Here is a 19,137-nt window from a genome sequence, read left to right on the forward strand (position 1 = left end):
AAAAAGAAATAAAAACTATAGGATTCAGAAGGTTAGCAAAAAAATTAATAATAACCCTATTAAAAATAATGATTATTCGTCAAACTAATAACCGAATAACACAGCTCGATTAGACCTGTTCAGGTTAAGCGCACAACCCAAAAAACCGCCCAAAGGCGGTTTCTGCTACGTTGAAAGATTAAGCTTTAAGGCTAATTAACTGCCCATTTTGTTTGACAAATGATTGATTAACATGCACATCAGTACAATTTTTTACATAGAGTGGATCGCAAACCACATTATCAATAATGACATTATTCAATAAAACAGAGTTGGCATTTTCAATAAAAAAGCCCTTGCCTGCCTCCGGTTTAACATCTTTAAACATATCAACTTCGCCGGCTTGTGCATCTATTTGCATTGAAATGCGGATATTATCAAACGAGATATTAGCAATTGGCGATTCGGGAATCCCATATAAAAAGCCGGCATACGCCCGAACATTTTTAGCGATAATATTAGAAAAACTGATGTTATGACACGCCGGCGTATCTGCACTTACCGGTAATGGCTGTTTATTCCAGACAATCGGATCGTTGCCTTTTGGACCACAATAATAGTAGTAGTTCATCACAAACGGCGATAACACTTCGTCCATTACAATATTACTAAATGTGATATCGGAAATAGTACCACCACGACCACGGCGAGTTTTAAACCTAACGCCACGATCGGTTTTTTGAAAGACACAGTTACTAATAGTGATATTACGAATAGAGCCACTCATTTCACTGCCTAACACCACCGCACCATGACCATGAATCATATTACAATTGGTAATTAAAATGTTTTCACATGGGCTTTTATCCGCTGTCTGCTCTGTACCGGCTTTAATAGCAATACAATCATCGCCAACATCGATATAACAATTGGAAATTCTCACATTACGGCATGATTCGGGATTAATGCCGTCGGTATTAGGTGAATCAGCCGGATTAAGGATCGAAATATTATCCACCACCACATTATTTGATTCCATTGGATGCACTGTCCAGCTAGGTGATTGCGTTAAAAATAGTTTTTCAATCGTTATGCGCTGGCAAAAATCAAACCCAATCAAATACGGTCTTGGATAACGAAGATTTTCTCGCTGTTGACGAAAAACCTGCCACCATTTTTGCCCGTTACCATCTATCTTACCGCCACCGGTTAAGGTGACATTTTCAATACTGTGTCCATAAATACAAGGCATATAGACATCTTGCTTCACCCCTTCCCAACGTGAATTGACAATTGGATAATCGTTCACATCATCAGAAAAGCGTAATGTTGCGCCTTGCTCAATATGTAAGGTGAGATGACTACAAAGTTTAATTGCTCCAGTGTAATAGGTGCCCACTGGCACAACAATGGTTCCCCCACCCTGCTTTTCAATATGTGCGATTGCTTTTTCAAAAGCGTGGGTATTTAATGATTTTCCGTCGCCAATCGCGCCAAAATCTGTCACTGATACTCTCGTCATTATTCTGTCCTTCCTACTGTCGGTTTATAAACGACAAATTAAAAACTTAATTGCCGCTTAGCACTTATTTTATTCATAACAGGATCGGCGTTAACCAATCCCGATAACTGCTATAATCGTTATTAATGTGATTGTTTATAACCAATATTGTTATGACCAAAACATTTTTCATAAGCAATCCCGGTTAGATCTTCTACCACTTTTTTGGTTTCTGGCGTGACATCTGCCATTTTGCCGCCATTACGAACTCGAGCAACTTCGTTAATAATAATCGAATGGGTCGCATGATCGAGTTTCATTTTCCAAGCGAAGCACGCACCAATTAAAGCCATACCAATTACACCATAAAGAATAATGCCATTTATTGCCGCAATGGCGCTTTGTGGTTGAACATGTGATTTAGATTCAAAGCCATATGCACTCAAAATAACGCCGAGGACAAATACAATAGAGGCTCGAACTAATTTACCGGCCATGGTCATGGCACCGGCATAAACGCCTTCACGGCGGCGATCGGTTACCACTTCATCAACATCAGCCAAAAAGACATAAACGCTCCATGGAATATAATATACGCCCCCTGTTCCTAATCCAAACCAGATAGTAATACCAACTACTATCCATGTGATATGCGGTAAGTTGAGATAATAGATACCCACATAACCAATCATCGACGAAATAACGATAAGCAGCGCAATGATAAATGGTTTTTTAAAGCCTTTTTTAGCGCAATACATCATAAAAAATGCTGTTGAGACCAACTGACAAATACTACTTAATGAATTCATCTCCGCCACAAATGAGCGTGGCTCACCGAGACTAAATACAATAAAATAGGTAAAGACGGCAGTAAATAACCACTCAGCCCCAAAACCAAATAGATACATACCTAAATGCGTTCTAAAGGTCTTAATTCGAAAGGTTGATAAAATGTCGATGAAAAGTTTTTTAATGGCTTGCAAAAAGCTATGTACCGATTCATCTTTGACTTGATCTTTAGGCTTTTCCCAACTATTACAATAAAGCAAAATTAACGCCGACATCATGATAAGCGCATAAGTGATACCGGTTAATAAAAAAGGGGTTGCCGATTCTTTACTGTAAAAATAGAAATAGATGCCTGGTATCGCAGCACCTAAAAAGTTAGCTACTTTACCAAACATGGCTTTAGAACCGGTTAGGTAAGTCCGTTGTGAAAAGTTTGACGTCATCTCTACAGGCAAAGTATTAAATGGAATCATGATGCTGGTATAGATGATCTCAAATAAAATATAGGTGACTAAGTAGTACCAAAAACCCATACCCTCAATCCATAACATGGGGTAAATGGTCATTAAAGGTATACCAATTAAAATAAAGAAACGACGCCGCCCAAAGCGCTGCCCGATTTTAGTTTGATAAAAATTGTCTGTGATAAAACCCATTAATGGATTAAGTATCACATCCAAATAAGTGGCAATTGAAAATATTAAGGCTGCTTGCACAACACTTAACCCACAAAAAGTGGTGTAAAAGTAGAGTAGCCATGCGCCACTTATTGCCAGCGCGCCGCTACCGATTAAATTACCACTGCCGTAAGAGAATCTTACTAACCATGTAATTTTTTTCTCTTTTTTGTCATTCATAAATGATCCCTATAGTATTTAAAAAAAACAGTGCCCCCCATCAAGTCCCGAAGGACTTAATGTCACTATTAACTAACAAACAATTAATTTATGTTTAGAGGGTTACGCCACTTTTTAAAATGGCTAAATTTTTAAAGTTATTTATTTCATTGCGTGTTTTATTTCCGTTAGCAATTTGAACAATATGCTCGATAAATTCTGTTAATAAATTTTGCATTGAAACGCCTTGAATCAGTTTTCCGGCGTTAAAATCGATCCAATTGGCTTTCTTTTCGGCTAATTGGGTATTGGTGGCAATTTTGACAGTCGGCACAATGCCGCCATAAGGTGTGCCTCGCCCCGTGGTAAACAGTACCATATGACAACCCGCCGCCGATAAAGCCCCGGTCGCCACCGCATCATTACCCGGTGCACTAAGTAAATTTAGACCGGTTTTGGTTAAACGTTGCCCATATTTGAGCACATCGATAACTTCACTACCGCCCGCTTTTTGGGTGCAGCCAAGCGATTTTTCTTCAAGCGTGGTTATACCACCCGCTTTATTACCCGGAGAAGGGTTTTCATAGATAGGTTGATTGTTGGTAATAAAATATTGTTTAAAATCATTAATCATGTGCACGGTTTTATCAAAAGTCGATTCGTCAACACAGTGCGACATCAAGATATTTTCAGCGCCAAACATTTCCGGAACTTCGGTCAGCACACTTGTCCCACCATGCGCAATCACATAATCAGAAAACAGCCCAAGCATAGGATTGGCCGTAATGCCGGAAAAACCGTCTGAGCCACCACACTCTAAACCGAATTTCAGCTCGCTTAAACGCCCTGCTTCTCGCTTATCTTGCTTCATTATGGCGTAAAGTTCGGTTAAATGGACAAGCGCCGCTTCAATCTCATCGCTTTCTTGCTGCGCAATTAGAAATCGGACACGTGAAGAGTCATACTCGCCTAGATCTGCTTTAAATTCGGCAACCTGATTATTTTCGCATCCCAGCCCAATCACCAGCACCGCACCAGCGTTAGGGTGTTTGACTAAATCTTGTAAAATGATTTTGGTATTTTGATGATCTTGCCCTAATTGAGAACAGCCATAAGGGTGTTCAAGCACAGTAATGCCGTCAATGTCTAACTGATGATTCAACTGCTCACAAAACTGACTGACAATTTGCTGAGCAATACCATTAATGCAAGTAACTGTTGGGATGATCCAAAGTTCATTGCGGATACCCACTTCACCATTTTTGCGCCGATAAATTTGCACTTCTCGATCGGCAATGGCATGTAAGTTATCGCTTTTTGCTAAACTGGGTTGATATTTGTAATCATCAATATCACTCAAGTTGGTTTTTAAATTGTGGGAATGAATATGCTCACCCGCTTTAATCGGGCTGGTTGCATGCCCGATTGGTAAACCATATTTAATAATGTTTTCACCTAAGCCAATATCGTTAAGTGCAAATTTATGCCCTTGCTTTATCGGCTGTTTTAAATCGATATGATGCCCGTCGATAACAATATCTTGCTCATGCGCTTGCAAATCGGATAATGCCACAGCGACATTATCCATATTATTTATTTTTATAAATTTAATCATGATATTGCTCATTTTATTTGCTATCAGTCACACATTTTTCGATTGCCTTGCGCATACCTTGTCCGGTTATTACCGTTAAATATTGTGTTAGGGTTGATGCTAATTGAGCAATAGCCAATAAATCCTGCTCCCAATGTGCACGATCACTTAAGACTTGTTCTACTAACTGGGCTAATGTTGCTTTACCTTCTGCTACATCTTGCCAAGCTGTACTAAAGCGTGTTAGCCAAAGCGCATCATCTTGTAATGGATAGTGCTGGTTATCTCTCACACCTCGATAAAAGGCGATTAATGCGGCAAACGAGAACACCAAATGCACAGGCAATTGCCCTTTGTGTTTTTGATAGGCGATTAATTGCGGCAAGATACGGGTTTTAAATTTTGTCATGCTGTTTAAAGCAATTGACATTAGTTGATGCTCAATAAAAGGATTTTTAAATCGACTAATCACTGAATTAGCAAAATCGACCAACTCTTGATGTGGTAAATCTAACACCGGAATAATCTCATCAAAAATCGTTGCTTTGATATAAGATAAGATTTGCGGATCATTCATTGATTCACCCACCGTATCAAGACCGGCTAAGTAAGCGACCGGCACTAAAGCGGTATGTGCGCCATTTAAAATAGCCACTTTTCGCTCTTTATAAGGCTTGATATCATCCACGATTTTAATGTTCATGTTACATTGATCTAACCGTAGCGCTTGAGCCAACCACTGCGGACCTTGAATCACAAACAGATAAAAATACTCTGCCGAATCGATAAAGTCGTCTTGATAACCTAATTCTTGCTCAAGTTCATTGATTTGAGCTTTTGGGTAGCCGGGCACAATGCGATCAACTAATGTTGAGCAAAATAGATTGTCATTTTCCAGCCATGCAATAAAGTTGTCTGACAAATTCCACTGTTTAGCATATTTTAAGACTAATTTTTTCAGCGCCTCACCGTTATAATCGATTAGCTCACAAGGAATAATAATCAAGCCACTGTCTTTACTGCCGGCAAAGTGAACAAATCTTTCATATAAAAATGCGGTTAATTTAGCCGGAAAACTGCTAGCCGGTCTGTCGGTCAATTGATCGCTTTCCACATAACTAATACCGGCTTCGGTAGTATTTGAAAAGATAAACTTAATATTGGGATCTTTAGCTAATTGAAGATACTCATCATATTGAGTATAGACATTGATTTCGTTATTGACTGAACGAATCATTCTAAACGCTTTTACCGCCTGATTATGTTCATTTAAGCCACGGATTAACGTGGTATATAAACCATCTTGCGTATTTAACGAAGGTGGAAAGTCGGTATTTAATGGGCGCACAACAACCACGCCAGCGTCAAGATCGGTATTTTCGTTCAGTATATCTAATTGCCAATCTAAAAAGGCACGTAAAAAATTACCCTCGCCAAACTGAACGACTCGGGTGGTATATTTTGCGCCGGGAAAAGCATTTCTATTTAATTTTTTCATTACTATTATTGCTCTTATTTTAATTTCACTCGTTTGGATGATCGTTTGTTAATTGAGCTCGATACCAAAATAGTTTTTGGCATTATCAAAGCTAATGTTTTTCACCATTTGACCTAATAACTCGATATCACGAGGTGCTTCGCCGTCTTCGACCCAACGACCAACCATACGACACAAAATACGTCTAAAATATTCATGACGAGTATAAGAAAGGAAACTACGACTATCGGTTAACATACCAACAAAACGACTTAATAAGCCTAGCTGGGCTAATTGAGTCATTTGACGAATCATGCCGTCTTTCTGATCGTTGAACCACCAACCGGAACCAAATTGCATCTTGCCGGCAACGCCTTCACCTTGAAAATTACCAATCATGGTGCCAAGAACTTCGTTATCAGAAGGGTTTAAACAATATAAAATCGTTTTCGGTAATGCATTTTCTTTTGCTTGTGCATCCAATAATCGAGAAAGCGGCTGGGCGACAGGGGAATCATTGATTGAATCAAAGCCGATATCGGCGCCCATTAAGTTAAACATGCGAGTATTGTTATTGCGCAATGCGCCGATATGGTACTGTTGTACCCACTCACGCTTGTTATATTCAAAACCTAAAAAGATAAGCACAGCGGTTTTAAATTGTGCGACCTCTTTTGCACTTAACTCACCACCGGCAAGACGCTTAGTTAAAATCGCATCGAGCTCTGTTTCGCTCGCTTGCTCATAAACCACCGTATCAAGGGCATGATCGGATACTTTACAGCCGTGAGCGGCAAAATGGTCCATACGTTTTGAGAGCGCTTGGCAAAGTGATTGGAAGCTTGAAATAGCCACATCGGCCACGGCGGATAGTTTTTCCATATAAGCAGCAAAAAATGGCGAATCGATATTAAACGCTTTGTCCGGACGCCAGCTCGGTAACACTTTAATGGTAAACGAACTATCTTGCGCAATTGTTTTATGGTGGGCTAAATCATCGATAGGATCATCAGTTGTGCCAACCATTTTAACGTTCATTTTTTCCATAATGCCACGTGCGGAAAATGCTTTTGTTTCAAGCATGGCATTACATTGATTCCAAATTGTTTCAGCCGTTGCAGGGGAAAGTAAGAGGTTATCAATGCCAAACGGACGTCGAAGCTCTAAATGTGTCCAGTGGTATAACGGATTACCAATGGTATGTGGCACAGTTTGCGCCCACGCTTTAAATTTTTCAAAATCGCTAACATCACTGCCGGTACAATATTTTTCAGCAACACCATTAGTGCGCATTGCTCGCCATTTATAATGATCGCCTTTCAACCAGATGTCATACAAGTTTTTGAATTGATAATTTTGAGCGATCTGCTCCGGTGGTAAATGGCAATGATAGTCAAAAATAGGTTGATCAGCGGCATAATCATGATAAAGCTGACGAGAAAACTCAGTATCCAGTAAAAAATCTTCGGTTAAAAAGCGCATATTCATCTCCAAAAACAGTGTTTAGCAATTCGATTGCCAATCGATTAAATGATTGGCAGTCTGATTTAATTAGTTATTGATTGGTTGTTGGGGCTTTTAAAATTGTCCACACCGCTACCGCAGCTAAAAGATCAAGACAAGTTAAAATCACAAACAACGGACTAAAACCGACCGTGTCGGCAAGTGCCCCAACAATCAAAGCAAAAATCGTACTGGCAAGCCATGCTGCCATACCGGTAAATCCATTAGCGGTGGCAACTTCGTTCCGACCGAAAACATCTGATGACAGGGTAATTAGGGCACCGGATAAAGTTTGGTGAGCAAAGCCGCCAATACAAAATAAAATGATAGCGATATAAGGATCGGAAAACAGCCCCATAAGGCCTGGCGCAATCATCAATACAGCGCCGACAGTGACCACACATTTACGTGAATTCACTAAGCTGACATTAAAATGTTTTTGAAAAAACGGCGACATATACCCGCCTAAAATACAGCCTAAATCGGCAAATAACATTGGCAACCAAGTAAAAATCGCAATCTGTTTTAAATCAAAATGATAAACGGTGTACATAAATAAAGGGATCCATGCATTAAATGTTCCCCATGCCGGTTCGGCTAAAAAACGAGGTAAGGCAATCCCCCAAAAGCGGCTGGTTGTGAGAATTTTTTTAGCAGGTAACTTTTCTTTATTGGATGTTTGGTGACCAGCTTCTTGACCGGATAATATATATTTTTGCTCTTCAGCAGATAGATATTTTTGTTCGGTTGGGTGTCGATAAAGAGCAAACCAAAATAGCCCCCAAATAAAACTTAATAAACCACAAATAATAAAGGCTAACTGCCAACTGTGTAAGAAAATTGCGCCGGCAACCAATGGTGGGGCTATCATTGCCCCGACGGATGAACCTAAATTAAACCAGCCAACGGCAATCGATCTTTCTTTAGCCGGAAACCATTCACTTGTCGCTTTTAAGCCGGCTGGAATCATTGCCGCTTCAGCAGCACCGACAGCGCCACGTGTTATAGCCAGCCCAAGCCATCCGGTTGAAAAGGCGGTGCTGATGCAAAATACCGACCATAATAAGGCAAAAACCGCATAACCAACGCGTGTCCCTAACAAATCCAAAACATATCCGGCAACCGGTTGCATTACCGTATAGCAAGCTGAATATGCAGCAACAACATACGAATATTGTTGGGTGGTTAACCCCATAACATCTTTAAGAACTGGAGCGGCAACCGCAATCGAGTTTCGAGTTAAATAGCCAAGTATAGTTCCAATCGTAACTAAAGCTATCATATACCAACGCAGATTTTTTATGGTTTTTAACATCTTTACTACTCCTAAATCGACAAACATTCTGGCGCATATTAACATGTATGACAACTAAAAAAGTTGACATACATCACAGATTTTAATGATAACCTTAATATTTAAACGGTTATTTTTTTATTAAAATCGTTCAACAACATACTGTTTATTCGAAAAAATTCAGGCAATATTATTTAACTCTAACCGATTAGATGTTATTTTAAGATCCTTGATAACTTAAACCTTTTAGCAAGATAATTATGACCCAAGAACAAAACGAACATCAGCGGCTCTATCAAGTTATTGCCAGCGAGCTTAAAAAGCGAATAATCAATGGTGATTACCCTGTCGGCAGCAAACTGCCGTCGGAAAGATTGATATGTGAAGAGCTTAAAGTAAGTCGTTCAGTTGTGCGAGAAGCAATTATCATGTTGGAAGTGGAAGGTTATGTCGATGCACGTAAAGGGTCTGGCATACATGTAATAGCCAACACAGTACAAACCGATATGTTACCCCCGTCACAAGGGTTAAACTTCTCAACCACAGGTCCCTTTGAACTGTTGCAAGCTCGTCAACTGATAGAGAGTAATATTGCTGAATTTGCCGCAACGCAGATCACCAAAGATGATATTGTTAAGCTGTTAGAAATCCAGCACAATGCGAAAAAAGAAGATCACTATCGTGACTCCAACTGGGATTTAAAATTTCACACCCAAATCGCCATGATAACGCGCAATACTGCTTTGATAACCATTGTTGAAGAGGCATGGCGGCAACGGATGTTAAATCCGTTATGGAAAAAGCTACATGAACATGTACAACAACAAGATATTGATAGCTGGTGGGATGAACATGATAAGATTTTAGAAGCACTGATTAACCGTGATCCTAAAGCGGCCAAATTAGCCATGTGGCAACATCTGGAGAACACCAAAAAAATGTTATTTGATGCAGCAAGTGAGGATTTTGAAACCAAACGAGATCACTATCTGTTTTCCGATAACCCTGTTGTGAGTATTAATGAAAAAGATCATTAAACGGTGACAGTGAGTGTATCAAATAGCCATTTTAATTGATTAAATGAATAAAACATCATTTAGCTTTAAGTTGGGGCTGTTTGTTAGCACTCGCCCCAAATGTTTAATTTAGTCAGCATTAGCTAGTTATTACCATTAACGCTGATCATCAACTGTGACACCGCCAGGCACAACAAGTTTAAATTTATCCGCATTAACTATCCCTAAAGTTTGGTTAGATAAATCATAAAAACTGCGTTGTCCGTCTTCTTCAATAACGGTGAAGTCAGAAACCATACCGGTCGGCAATACCGAAATAATAAAATCTTTTTTTGAACCATCGATTGCTTTTAAGGTAAATGAATTTTGCTTGCGTTTCACTTGATAGGAATCCCAAATCGCATTATGGCTATCGGTAAGAAGTAACATTAAACGATTATCGACCGAATTTTTTAAATTTAACAAGGTAACTTGTTGGACTGCAGGAGTATATATCCACATATTTTTACCGTCGGAAATAACGATTGTTTCATCCGGTTCTGTCATTGTCCAATTGAAATAATAAGGTCTGTTTACCCATAATTCACCTTTACCGTCTTGTACCGGTTTATTATCGGCGGTTGTCACCTTTTGCGTAAATCGGGCAGAAAATCCGTCAATCTTATTTAACCGTTGTTGTAATAATTCCTTATCGCCTGCAAATGCCGACACACTAACGAATAACCCTATTAAGAATAAAAACTTTTTCATAAACAATCCTTCTATTTTCGATCCGGTATCAATGGTTAACTCATAAACAACTGCTGAATAAGCTCAAAATATTACCGTTTTTCTGTCAGTGGGGAAAGATATTTTCTTTTCTTTTTTCACTTATCTAATAACAGGTATATAATAGTTTTCATTTAACCAATTGGGATCACTCTTTGCCATGCCTAGTATGTCTTTTGAATTTACTCACGATGAATTTCAGCCATTAGCGGCTCGAATGCGTCCACGTAATTTATCTGAATATATTGGTCAAACTCAGCTGTTAGGCAAGGATAAGCCATTGCGTCAAGCGATTGAAGCCGGGCATTTGCACTCAATGATCCTTTGGGGACCACCGGGCACCGGTAAAACGACACTGGCAGAGATTATTGCTCACCATGCCAATGCTAAAGTAGAACGCATTTCAGCGGTGACATCGGGAATTAAAGATATCCGTGAAGCGATCTCACGAGCCCAAATTAACCAGCAAGCAGGCATACGCACGATTTTATTTGTGGATGAAGTTCACCGTTTTAATAAAAGTCAGCAAGATGCCTTTTTACCTTATGTTGAAAATGGCACTGTTACTTTTATTGGGGCAACAACAGAAAATCCGTCATTTGAATTAAATTCAGCACTCTTATCACGAGCAAGAGTGTACTTACTCAAATCGTTGACCAATGAAGATATCGAACAGATTTTACAACAAGCGATGGATGATCCTGAGCGTGGCTATGGCAATCGTCAAATTGTTTTACCGCAAGAGACTAAACAGCAAATTGCTGAATTTGTCGGCGGTGATGCAAGGCGAGCACTTAATACGTTAGAACTATTGGTTGATATGTCTAACGGTCAAGCGCTCACCACCGATTTGCTCAAACAAGTTATTGGCGAACGTAGCGCCAGATTTGATAATCAAGGCGATCGTTATTATGATTTGATATCGGCAGTACACAAATCCATTCGAGGCTCATCGCCCGATGCTGCGCTTTATTGGTATGCCAGAATCATTTCAGCAGGCGGTGACCCGCTGTATGTTGCACGTCGCCTATTAGCGATAGCCTCAGAAGATGTCGGAAATGCCGATCCTAGGGCGATGCAAGTTGCCCTTGCCGCTTGGGACTGCTTTACCCGTGTTGGACCAGCGGAGGGCGAACGTGCTATAGCGCAAGCGATTGTCTATTTAGCCTGTGCCCCAAAAAGTAATGCGGTATACCTGGCGTTTAAACAGGCAATGCAAGATGCGCAATCGAAACCCGATTATGATGTGCCGGAACATTTACGTAATGCACCAACAAAATTAATGAAAGAGTTAGGTTATGGCGATCAATATCGCTATGCTCATGACGAACCAAATGCTTTCGCTGCCGGTGAGAATTACTTTCCACCCGAACTTGCCGATCGTAAATATTATCACCCCACAACTCGAGGGGCAGAAAAGAGTTATACAGAAAAACTGGCATGGTTAGATGCCCAAAATCAAGCTAGCTTAAATCAACGGTATAAATCATCTAAAAAGTAATCACCGTGTTTTTAATATAAAGTTAACGCCGGTAATAATAACCGGTGTTATATTGTTTAAAACCACGAAAATAAACAGTCGAATACTAAAAGTCAGTCTGAACAATAAACATTAACAACAGCACGATATTGAACTTATTGCCAAACACGATAAGCCAGTTGTTTATCAAAAAAGAATCAACAAACGGCAACAAGTTTAAATGATAAAATGACCGTTTGCTATTCATAGGTATTTCTTATCAATATAGTTTTCGAATTTTTACTGTGCCAACCTAACTTTGTTATTTAATTGAATAATAAACAACATTGGAGCACGGTTAGCGCTAAAGCCTTTTTTTAATTAAAAAACGGTACGTTATTGATGAATATATACACTATATATAGTAATTAAATGATTAATAGGCACTATATATTGTATATTTTGATAATTATCAACTATTATAACCCATACAAAAATTTCACAATCAAACTGGATGGAAAATGAACAAATCAATACTTGTCACTAAGCGGGATGGCCAAAAAGAACCTATCAATCTGGATAAAATTCATAAAGTGATTACCTGGGCGGCTGAAGGATTAGATAATGTGTCGGTTTCTCAAGTCGAATTGCGTTCCCATATTCAATTTTATGACGGCATTAGGACTTCTGATATTCATGAAACCATTATCCGAGCCGCTGCTGATTTGATTTCACAAGATGCGCCGGATTATCAATATTTAGCTGCTCGCTTAGCCATTTTTCATCTACGTAAAAAAGCGTATAACCAATTCACACCACCGCCACTTTATGAGCACGTCAAAAAACTGGTTGCCAGCGAACGTTACGACAAACACTTACTGGAAGATTATAGCCAAGAAGAGTTTGAACAAATGGATAAGATCATCGACCATTGGCGTGATATGACCTTCTCTTATGCCGCTGTAAAACAGTTAGAAGGTAAATACTTAGTTCAAAATCGGGTAACCGGTGAAATTTATGAAAGTGCCCAGTTTTTATATATTTTAGTGGCGGCCTGTTTATTTGCTAATTACCCTAAAGAAACCCGCCTTAGTTACATTCAACGTTTTTATGATGCGGTTTCAACATTTAAAATCTCGCTCCCTACTCCGATTATGGCAGGAGTACGTACCCCAACCCGTCAATTTAGTTCGTGTGTTTTAATTGAGTGTGATGATAGTTTAGATTCCATTAATGCGACCGCCAGCGCCATTGTAAAATATGTGTCTCAGCGTGCCGGAATTGGCATTAATGCCGGGCGCATTCGTGCGTTAGGCAGTTCAATTCGTGGTGGTGAAGCTTTCCACACCGGTTGTATTCCTTTTTATAAATATTTCCAAACCGCAGTGAAATCTTGTTCACAAGGCGGCGTACGTGGTGGCGCAGCGACGGTGTTTTACCCTATCTGGCATTTAGAAGTTGAAAGTTTACTGGTTTTACGTAACAACCGTGGCGTTGAAGAAAACCGTGTTCGTCATTTAGATTATGGCGTGCAAATTAATAAACTGATGTATCAGCGTTTAATCAAAAACGAAAATATCACGCTGTTTAGCCCGTCTGATGTGCCGGGTCTGTATGATGCATTTTTTGCCGATCAAGCAAAATTTGAAACGCTTTATCATCAATATGAACAAGATGTCAATATTCGCAAGCGAGTAGTAAAAGCGGTCGAGCTGTTTGCTTTATTAATGCAAGAACGTGCTTCAACCGGGCGAATTTATATCCAAAATGTCGACCATTGTAATACGCACAGCCCGTTCAATGCACAACTGGCGCCAGTTCATCAATCAAATTTATGTATGGAAATTGCGTTGCCAACCAAACCGCTGAATAATGTCAACGATGAAAATGGTGAAATTGCCCTATGTACACTATCCGCCTTTAATCTGGGTAAAATTGATTCGCTTGATGACTTTGAAGAGCTCGCTGATTTAGCGGTGCGTGCCCTTGATTCATTACTTGATTATCAAGATTACCCTGTTCCTGCGGCGAAAAACTCCTCCCTTAACCGTCGCACTTTAGGCATCGGTGTCATTAACTATGCTTACTATCTGGCTAAACATGGTGTTAAGTATTCTGACGGCAGCGCCAATAATTTAACGCACCGCACCTTTGAAGCGATGCAGTACTATCTACTTAAAGCGTCGAATAACTTAGCTAAAGAGAAGGGAGCCTGCCCGTTATTTAATCAGACTACTTATTCACAAGGTATTTTACCTATTGATACTTATAAACAAGATTTAGATACCTTAACCAAAGAGCCATTACATTATGATTGGGAGTCACTGCGTGAATCAATAAAAACCCACGGTTTACGCAACTCAACCCTATCGGCTTTAATGCCTTCGGAAACCTCGTCACAAATTTCCAATGCGACCAACGGCATTGAGCCGCCACGAGGTTTTGTCAGCATAAAAGCCTCAAAAGACGGGATTTTAAAACAGGTTGTGCCTGACTATAAAGATCTGCAAAACTTTTATGAATTACTCTGGCAAATTCCAAATAATACCGGTTATTTACAGTTAGTGGGCATTATGCAGAAATTTATCGATCAATCGATTTCAGCTAATACTAACTACGATCCGACTAAATTCCCGAATGATAAAGTACCGATGAAACAGCTGTTAGCTGATTTATTGACGGCTTATAAATACGGCGTAAAAACACTTTACTATCACAACACCCGTGACGGTGCTGAAGATGTTCAAGGTGATATTGCACTTACTGAAAGTGATGACGGTTGTGCTGGTGGCGCCTGTAAGATTTAGTCTAACGCTATAAAAAATAGCCATTTAATCATTGTATTGGGGAAACGGATACTTTCCCCTAATGTTGCCCTCTTTTCACTGTCGAAAGGTGGCGGTAAAAATAACTAAAAATCAGTTAGGAGTTTTGTTATGAGTATGAATTACAGTACCTTTTCGCATGTGCATAATGATCAACTTAAAGAACCGATGTTTCTTGGACAACCGGTTAATGTTGCACGTTACGATCAACAAAAATATGAGATGTTCGAAAAACTTATCGAAAAACAACTTTCATTCTTTTGGCGACCGGAGGAAGTCGACATTTCGCAAGATCGTATCGACTATGCGGCGCTACCGGAACATGAAAAACATATTTTTATCAGTAATTTAAAATATCAAACCTTACTTGATTCCATTCAAGGCCGTAGCCCGAATGTGGCTTTATTGCCCCTTATCTCGATCCCCGAACTTGAAACATGGGTTGAGACATGGTCATTTTCTGAAACGATCCACTCTCGCTCTTACACGCATATTATTCGTAATATTGTCAACGATCCGTCAGTGGTATTTGACGATATTGTGACGAATAAAGAGATTCAAAAACGTGCCGGCGACATTGCAGGATATTATGATGATTTAATTAGCTATGCCAGCTATTACAACTTATTTGGTGAAGGCAAGCACACAATTAACAATCGCACGGTAACAATCGACCTACGTGAACTTAAACGTCGACTATACCTGTGCTTAATGAGCGTCAATGCCCTTGAAGCGATTCGCTTTTATGTCAGCTTTGCTTGCTCATTTGCATTTGCTGAACGGGAATTAATGGAAGGTAATGCCAAAATTATCAAACTTATCGCCCGTGACGAAGCACTACACTTAACCGGCACCCAATTTATGATTAACACCTTACGCAGTGGCGAAGACGATCCAGAAATGGCGGAAATTGCCAAAGAGTGTGAACAAGATTGTTATGATCTCTTCTTACAAGCCGCCAATCAAGAAAAAGAGTGGGCATCGTATCTCTTCGAAGGTGGCTCAATGATTGGATTAAACAAAGATATCTTATGCCAGTATGTCGAGTATATCACCAATATCCGCATGCAAGCAGTCGGATTAAAATTACCGTACGAAGTAAAATCCAACCCGATTCCATGGATCAACAACTGGCTAGTATCAGACAATGTCCAAGTTGCCCCACAAGAAGCTGAAATGAGCTCGTACTTAGTGGGTCAAATTGATTCTGAAATCAATGAAGATGATTTAAGCGATTTCAAATTATAGTTTTATACTCAAACGTGGGCATTTTCTGAAACTTCTGGACAAAAGGAACAAAAAATTGTTCCTTTTTTATCATCTATACAGATTTATTGAGGTCATTTTTACCCTAACGGTAGCTTGACAGTTATTAAAAATCAGGTAACGTTATCATCATCCCATTGTCTTGATCAATTTGACAACTATGACTGATGCCCATTTGAACTACCCGATTTCTCCGCTCGATTTTACTGATGAGCAGATAAATATTAACTATCTTAAACAGCAACTCGATGACTTTCAGCAATGGTCTGTTGATCAGTTTAAACAACAAGTTGATATCGATGACTTAGTGCATTTACGCAGTGCATTTATTGATAAGCTGCTTGAACGTTTATGGCGATATTATCAAATCCCCGAACAAACTCCTTCACTGTTTAAAAAAAATCGCATTGCATTAATTGCGGTTGGTGGTTATGGCCGCTCTGAGCTACATCCGCTATCTGACATTGATATTTTAATCTTAAGTGACCAAGCACTAAGTAAAGAGCTGGAAAACCAAATAGGTCATTTAGTGCGTTTACTTTGGGATCTGCATTTAGATATCGGGCATAGCGTCAGAACGTTAAAAACCTGCCTGCAAGAAGCGAAAAACGATATCACAATTATGACCAACTTAATCGAATCAAGATTAATTGTCGGTAGTCAATCGCTATCAGATGAGCTAAGCGCACAGATTTTTAGCGATAAAATCTGGCCTTCGGCGGCGTTTTATCGGGCAAAAGTTGCCGAACAAAAAGAGCGTCATAAACAGTATCACAGCACCACCTATAATCTTGAACCGGATTTAAAAAATAGCCCGGGCGGTTTGCGTGATATGCAAATTATTCAATGGATAGCAATTCGCCATTATGGTGATCAGTTTTTGCAGAAAGTGGCTAACTTTGACTACTTAACGCCCGAAGATATCGAAGAGTTTAAAACGTGCCGTAAATTTTTATGGCGAATGCGTTTTGCGTTGCATAGCGTGATAAATCGTTATGATAACCGCCTGCTGTTTGACCGCCAACTGAGCATTGCTAATTTGCTAGGTTATAAAGGCGAAGGCAATACACCGGTTGAAAAGATGATGCACGACTACTATCGTGTAGCGCATAATATTACCGAATTAAATCAAATGCTGTTACAGCTTTTTGATGAATCGATTTTAGCCCAACACGCCAACAATAAACCTTATGATATCGATGACTATTTTCAAGTTCGGGAGAATTTAATCGACGTCAAAAATGATAATATTTTCAACGACGATCCGGTCATGATTATGCAACTGTTTTATACCATGTTGCTTAATCCACAAGTTACCGGACTTTATTCAAACACCATTAGACAATTACGCTCAGCCAGACGGCACTTAACTTCGCTACTTTGTGAAGAGGCAAAAGCTAGAGCGCTGTTTATGCAAATAATTAAACACCCCGATGCCATTAAAAAGGCGATATTGCCCATGCACCAATATGGCATATTAACGGTTTATATACCGGGTTGGAAACACATTGCCGGTATGATGCAATTTGATCTGTTTCATGCCTATACGGTGGATGAACATACGATTCGCCTGTTACTGGAGCTTGATAGCTTCAAAACACAAGCCGGTCAACTCAAGCACCCCAATAGTTCAGCCGTGCTAGCCAAATTATCCAAACCGGAACTGTTAATCATTACCGGTTTATTTCACGATATTGGTAAAGGGCACCATGGCGATCATTCAGAGATCGGCGCCAAACTGGTAGAAAAATTCTGCCATTTACATCAATTAGAGGCAAAAGATACCGATCTGATTATCTGGCTGGTGCGTTACCACTTATTAATGTCTGTCACCGCACAAAATCGAGACTTACAAGACCCCGATGTTATCCGTGCTTTTGTGCAATTGGTGAAAAGCAAACGCCGTTTGCAATACCTACTTTGCTTAACGGTTGCCGATGTGTGTGCCACCAATGAAACGCTATGGAATAGCTGGAAACAGAGCCTACTACGTGAACTGTATTTAACCGCTAAACGCTCGTTTGATACCGGCATTCACCAAATACCTCAGCAACGTAGTATTGCAAGGCAACATAAGCAAGATGCATTAACCATGCTGCTTGAGCAACACTTTTCTGAGCCGGCAATCAATGATCTTTGGCAAGATTATCGGGTCGACTACTTTTTGCGTTACAGTACCGAACAGATCGTGTGGCACGCGCAAATTTTGTTAAACCATGATTTAAACCAAACCTTGGTATCAATCAATCCGGCGCCTTATCATGGCGGAACTGAAATTATTATCTATTCACCTGATAGACCTTATCTGTTTGCAACCGCTTGCAATACGCTCAGTAAACTTAACTTAAATATTCATGATGCCTTAATTATCACCAACAAAAAAGGCTTTGCCCTCGACACCTTTATCGTCTTAGAGCCGAACGGGCAAACGGTACAAAAAAATCGGCATCAAGATATCATCACCGCACTTGAAAAGGCATTACAACAACCGGTTTATAAAGGGGTAAGGATCAAACCACCAAAACAAAGATTACGATCGTTTTCAATCCCAACGCAAGTTAACTTTTTATCAGCGTTTAATGATAGCCAAACCTATATGGAGCTGATCGCCCTTGATAAACCCGGCTTGCTTGCTTGTGTCGGTGAAGTGTTTGCCAATTTAGATTTGTCATTAAGTAGTGCTAAAATTGCCACCATTGGTGAACATATCGAAGATCTGTTTATCTTAACCGATAAACACAATAAAGCGCTTGATGATAAAACTTGCCATGATTTACGTGAATCTATCATCAATGCGATTGATTCAATAAGCTAGTTAACAAATAAAGAT

Annotated in this window: 12 protein-coding genes; 5 read left to right on the forward strand and 7 right to left on the reverse strand. The window is 39.7% G+C overall.

The window, feature by feature from the left end:
• Positions 1-178: 178 nt before the first annotated feature.
• From J3U42_RS03620 to J3U42_RS03645, 6 genes are all read right to left on the reverse strand, one after another.
• Complete coding sequence (locus J3U42_RS03620; protein WP_267335561.1) at positions 179-1,501, reverse strand: glycoside hydrolase family 28 protein; 1,323 nt, start codon at positions 1,499-1,501, stop codon at positions 179-181.
• A gap of 122 nt (positions 1,502-1,623) precedes the next feature.
• Positions 1,624-3,126, reverse strand: a complete 1,503-nt coding sequence (locus J3U42_RS03625; RefSeq protein WP_267335563.1) for an MFS transporter — start codon at positions 3,124-3,126, stop codon at positions 1,624-1,626.
• A gap of 94 nt (positions 3,127-3,220) precedes the next feature.
• The gene (locus tag J3U42_RS03630) at positions 3,221-4,720 is read right to left on the reverse strand and encodes a UxaA family hydrolase (protein ID WP_305054789.1); all 1,500 of its coding nucleotides are present in this window, start codon (positions 4,718-4,720) and stop codon (positions 3,221-3,223) included.
• Positions 4,721-4,733: 13 nt separating this feature from the next.
• Positions 4,734-6,197, reverse strand: a complete 1,464-nt coding sequence (locus tag J3U42_RS03635) for a tagaturonate reductase (RefSeq protein ID WP_267335565.1) — start codon at positions 6,195-6,197, stop codon at positions 4,734-4,736.
• Between the two features lie 48 nt (positions 6,198-6,245).
• On the reverse strand, positions 6,246-7,658 hold the full coding sequence (uxaC, locus tag J3U42_RS03640) for a glucuronate isomerase (protein ID WP_220218922.1): 1,413 nt from the start codon (positions 7,656-7,658) through the stop codon (positions 6,246-6,248).
• Positions 7,659-7,731: 73 nt separating this feature from the next.
• Positions 7,732-8,994 carry an MFS transporter gene (locus J3U42_RS03645; RefSeq protein ID WP_220218921.1) on the reverse strand — a complete coding sequence of 421 codons (1,263 nt, stop codon included), beginning with the start codon at positions 8,992-8,994 and terminating at the stop codon, positions 7,732-7,734.
• Between the two features lie 239 nt (positions 8,995-9,233).
• Here J3U42_RS03645 and exuR point away from each other — a divergent pair, with 239 nt between their 5' ends.
• On the forward strand, positions 9,234-10,010 hold the full coding sequence (gene exuR, locus J3U42_RS03650; protein ID WP_267328671.1) for a transcriptional regulator ExuR: 777 nt from the start codon (positions 9,234-9,236) through the stop codon (positions 10,008-10,010).
• 135 nt (positions 10,011-10,145) lie between these two features.
• On the opposite strand, the gene lolA is transcribed toward exuR, so the two are convergent.
• On the reverse strand, positions 10,146-10,739 hold the full coding sequence (gene lolA / locus J3U42_RS03655) for an outer membrane lipoprotein chaperone LolA (RefSeq protein WP_267328672.1): 594 nt from the start codon (positions 10,737-10,739) through the stop codon (positions 10,146-10,148).
• A gap of 178 nt (positions 10,740-10,917) precedes the next feature.
• Between lolA and J3U42_RS03660 the strand changes: the two genes are divergently transcribed.
• From J3U42_RS03660 to glnD, 4 genes are all read left to right on the forward strand, one after another.
• Positions 10,918-12,258: a replication-associated recombination protein A gene (locus J3U42_RS03660; protein ID WP_267328673.1), complete on the forward strand. Its 1,341-nt coding sequence runs from the start codon at positions 10,918-10,920 to the stop codon at positions 12,256-12,258.
• Between the two features lie 479 nt (positions 12,259-12,737).
• Entirely contained in the window at positions 12,738-15,023 is a 2,286-nt protein-coding gene (nrdA, locus tag J3U42_RS03665; protein WP_220218917.1) for a class 1a ribonucleoside-diphosphate reductase subunit alpha, read from the forward strand.
• 135 nt (positions 15,024-15,158) lie between these two features.
• Entirely contained in the window at positions 15,159-16,289 is a 1,131-nt protein-coding gene (gene nrdB, locus J3U42_RS03670; protein WP_366518653.1) for a class Ia ribonucleoside-diphosphate reductase subunit beta, read from the forward strand.
• A gap of 178 nt (positions 16,290-16,467) precedes the next feature.
• Entirely contained in the window at positions 16,468-19,122 is a 2,655-nt protein-coding gene (glnD, locus tag J3U42_RS03675; RefSeq protein WP_267335568.1) for a bifunctional uridylyltransferase/uridylyl-removing protein GlnD, read from the forward strand.
• The last annotated feature ends 15 nt before the right edge of the window (positions 19,123-19,137 follow it).

Source organism: Gilliamella sp. B2923 (assembly GCF_026536565.1).
GTDB lineage: Bacteria > Pseudomonadota > Gammaproteobacteria > Enterobacterales > Orbaceae > Gilliamella.

Bases quoted from the DNA above. Each gene is read 5' to 3' on its own strand.
- lolA (WP_267328672.1), bottom strand. From the start codon at position 10,739: ATGAAAAAGTTTTTATTCTTAATAGGGTTATTCGTTAGTGTGTCGGCA.
- J3U42_RS03620 (WP_267335561.1), bottom strand. From the start codon at position 1,501: ATGACGAGAGTATCAGTGACAGATTTTGGCGCGATTGGCGACGGAAAA.
- uxaC (WP_220218922.1), bottom strand. From the start codon at position 7,658: ATGCGCTTTTTAACCGAAGATTTTTTACTGGATACTGAGTTTTCTCGT.
- J3U42_RS03625 (WP_267335563.1), bottom strand. From the start codon at position 3,126: ATGAATGACAAAAAAGAGAAAAAAATTACATGGTTAGTAAGATTCTCT.
- exuR (WP_267328671.1), top strand. From the start codon at position 9,234: ATGACCCAAGAACAAAACGAACATCAGCGGCTCTATCAAGTTATTGCC.
- J3U42_RS03660 (WP_267328673.1), top strand. From the start codon at position 10,918: ATGCCTAGTATGTCTTTTGAATTTACTCACGATGAATTTCAGCCATTA.
- nrdA (WP_220218917.1), top strand. From the start codon at position 12,738: ATGAACAAATCAATACTTGTCACTAAGCGGGATGGCCAAAAAGAACCT.
- J3U42_RS03645 (WP_220218921.1), bottom strand. From the start codon at position 8,994: ATGTTAAAAACCATAAAAAATCTGCGTTGGTATATGATAGCTTTAGTT.
- J3U42_RS03630 (WP_305054789.1), bottom strand. From the start codon at position 4,720: ATGATTAAATTTATAAAAATAAATAATATGGATAATGTCGCTGTGGCA.
- nrdB (WP_366518653.1), top strand. From the start codon at position 15,159: ATGAATTACAGTACCTTTTCGCATGTGCATAATGATCAACTTAAAGAA.
- J3U42_RS03635 (WP_267335565.1), bottom strand. From the start codon at position 6,197: ATGAAAAAATTAAATAGAAATGCTTTTCCCGGCGCAAAATATACCACC.
- glnD (WP_267335568.1), top strand. From the start codon at position 16,468: ATGACTGATGCCCATTTGAACTACCCGATTTCTCCGCTCGATTTTACT.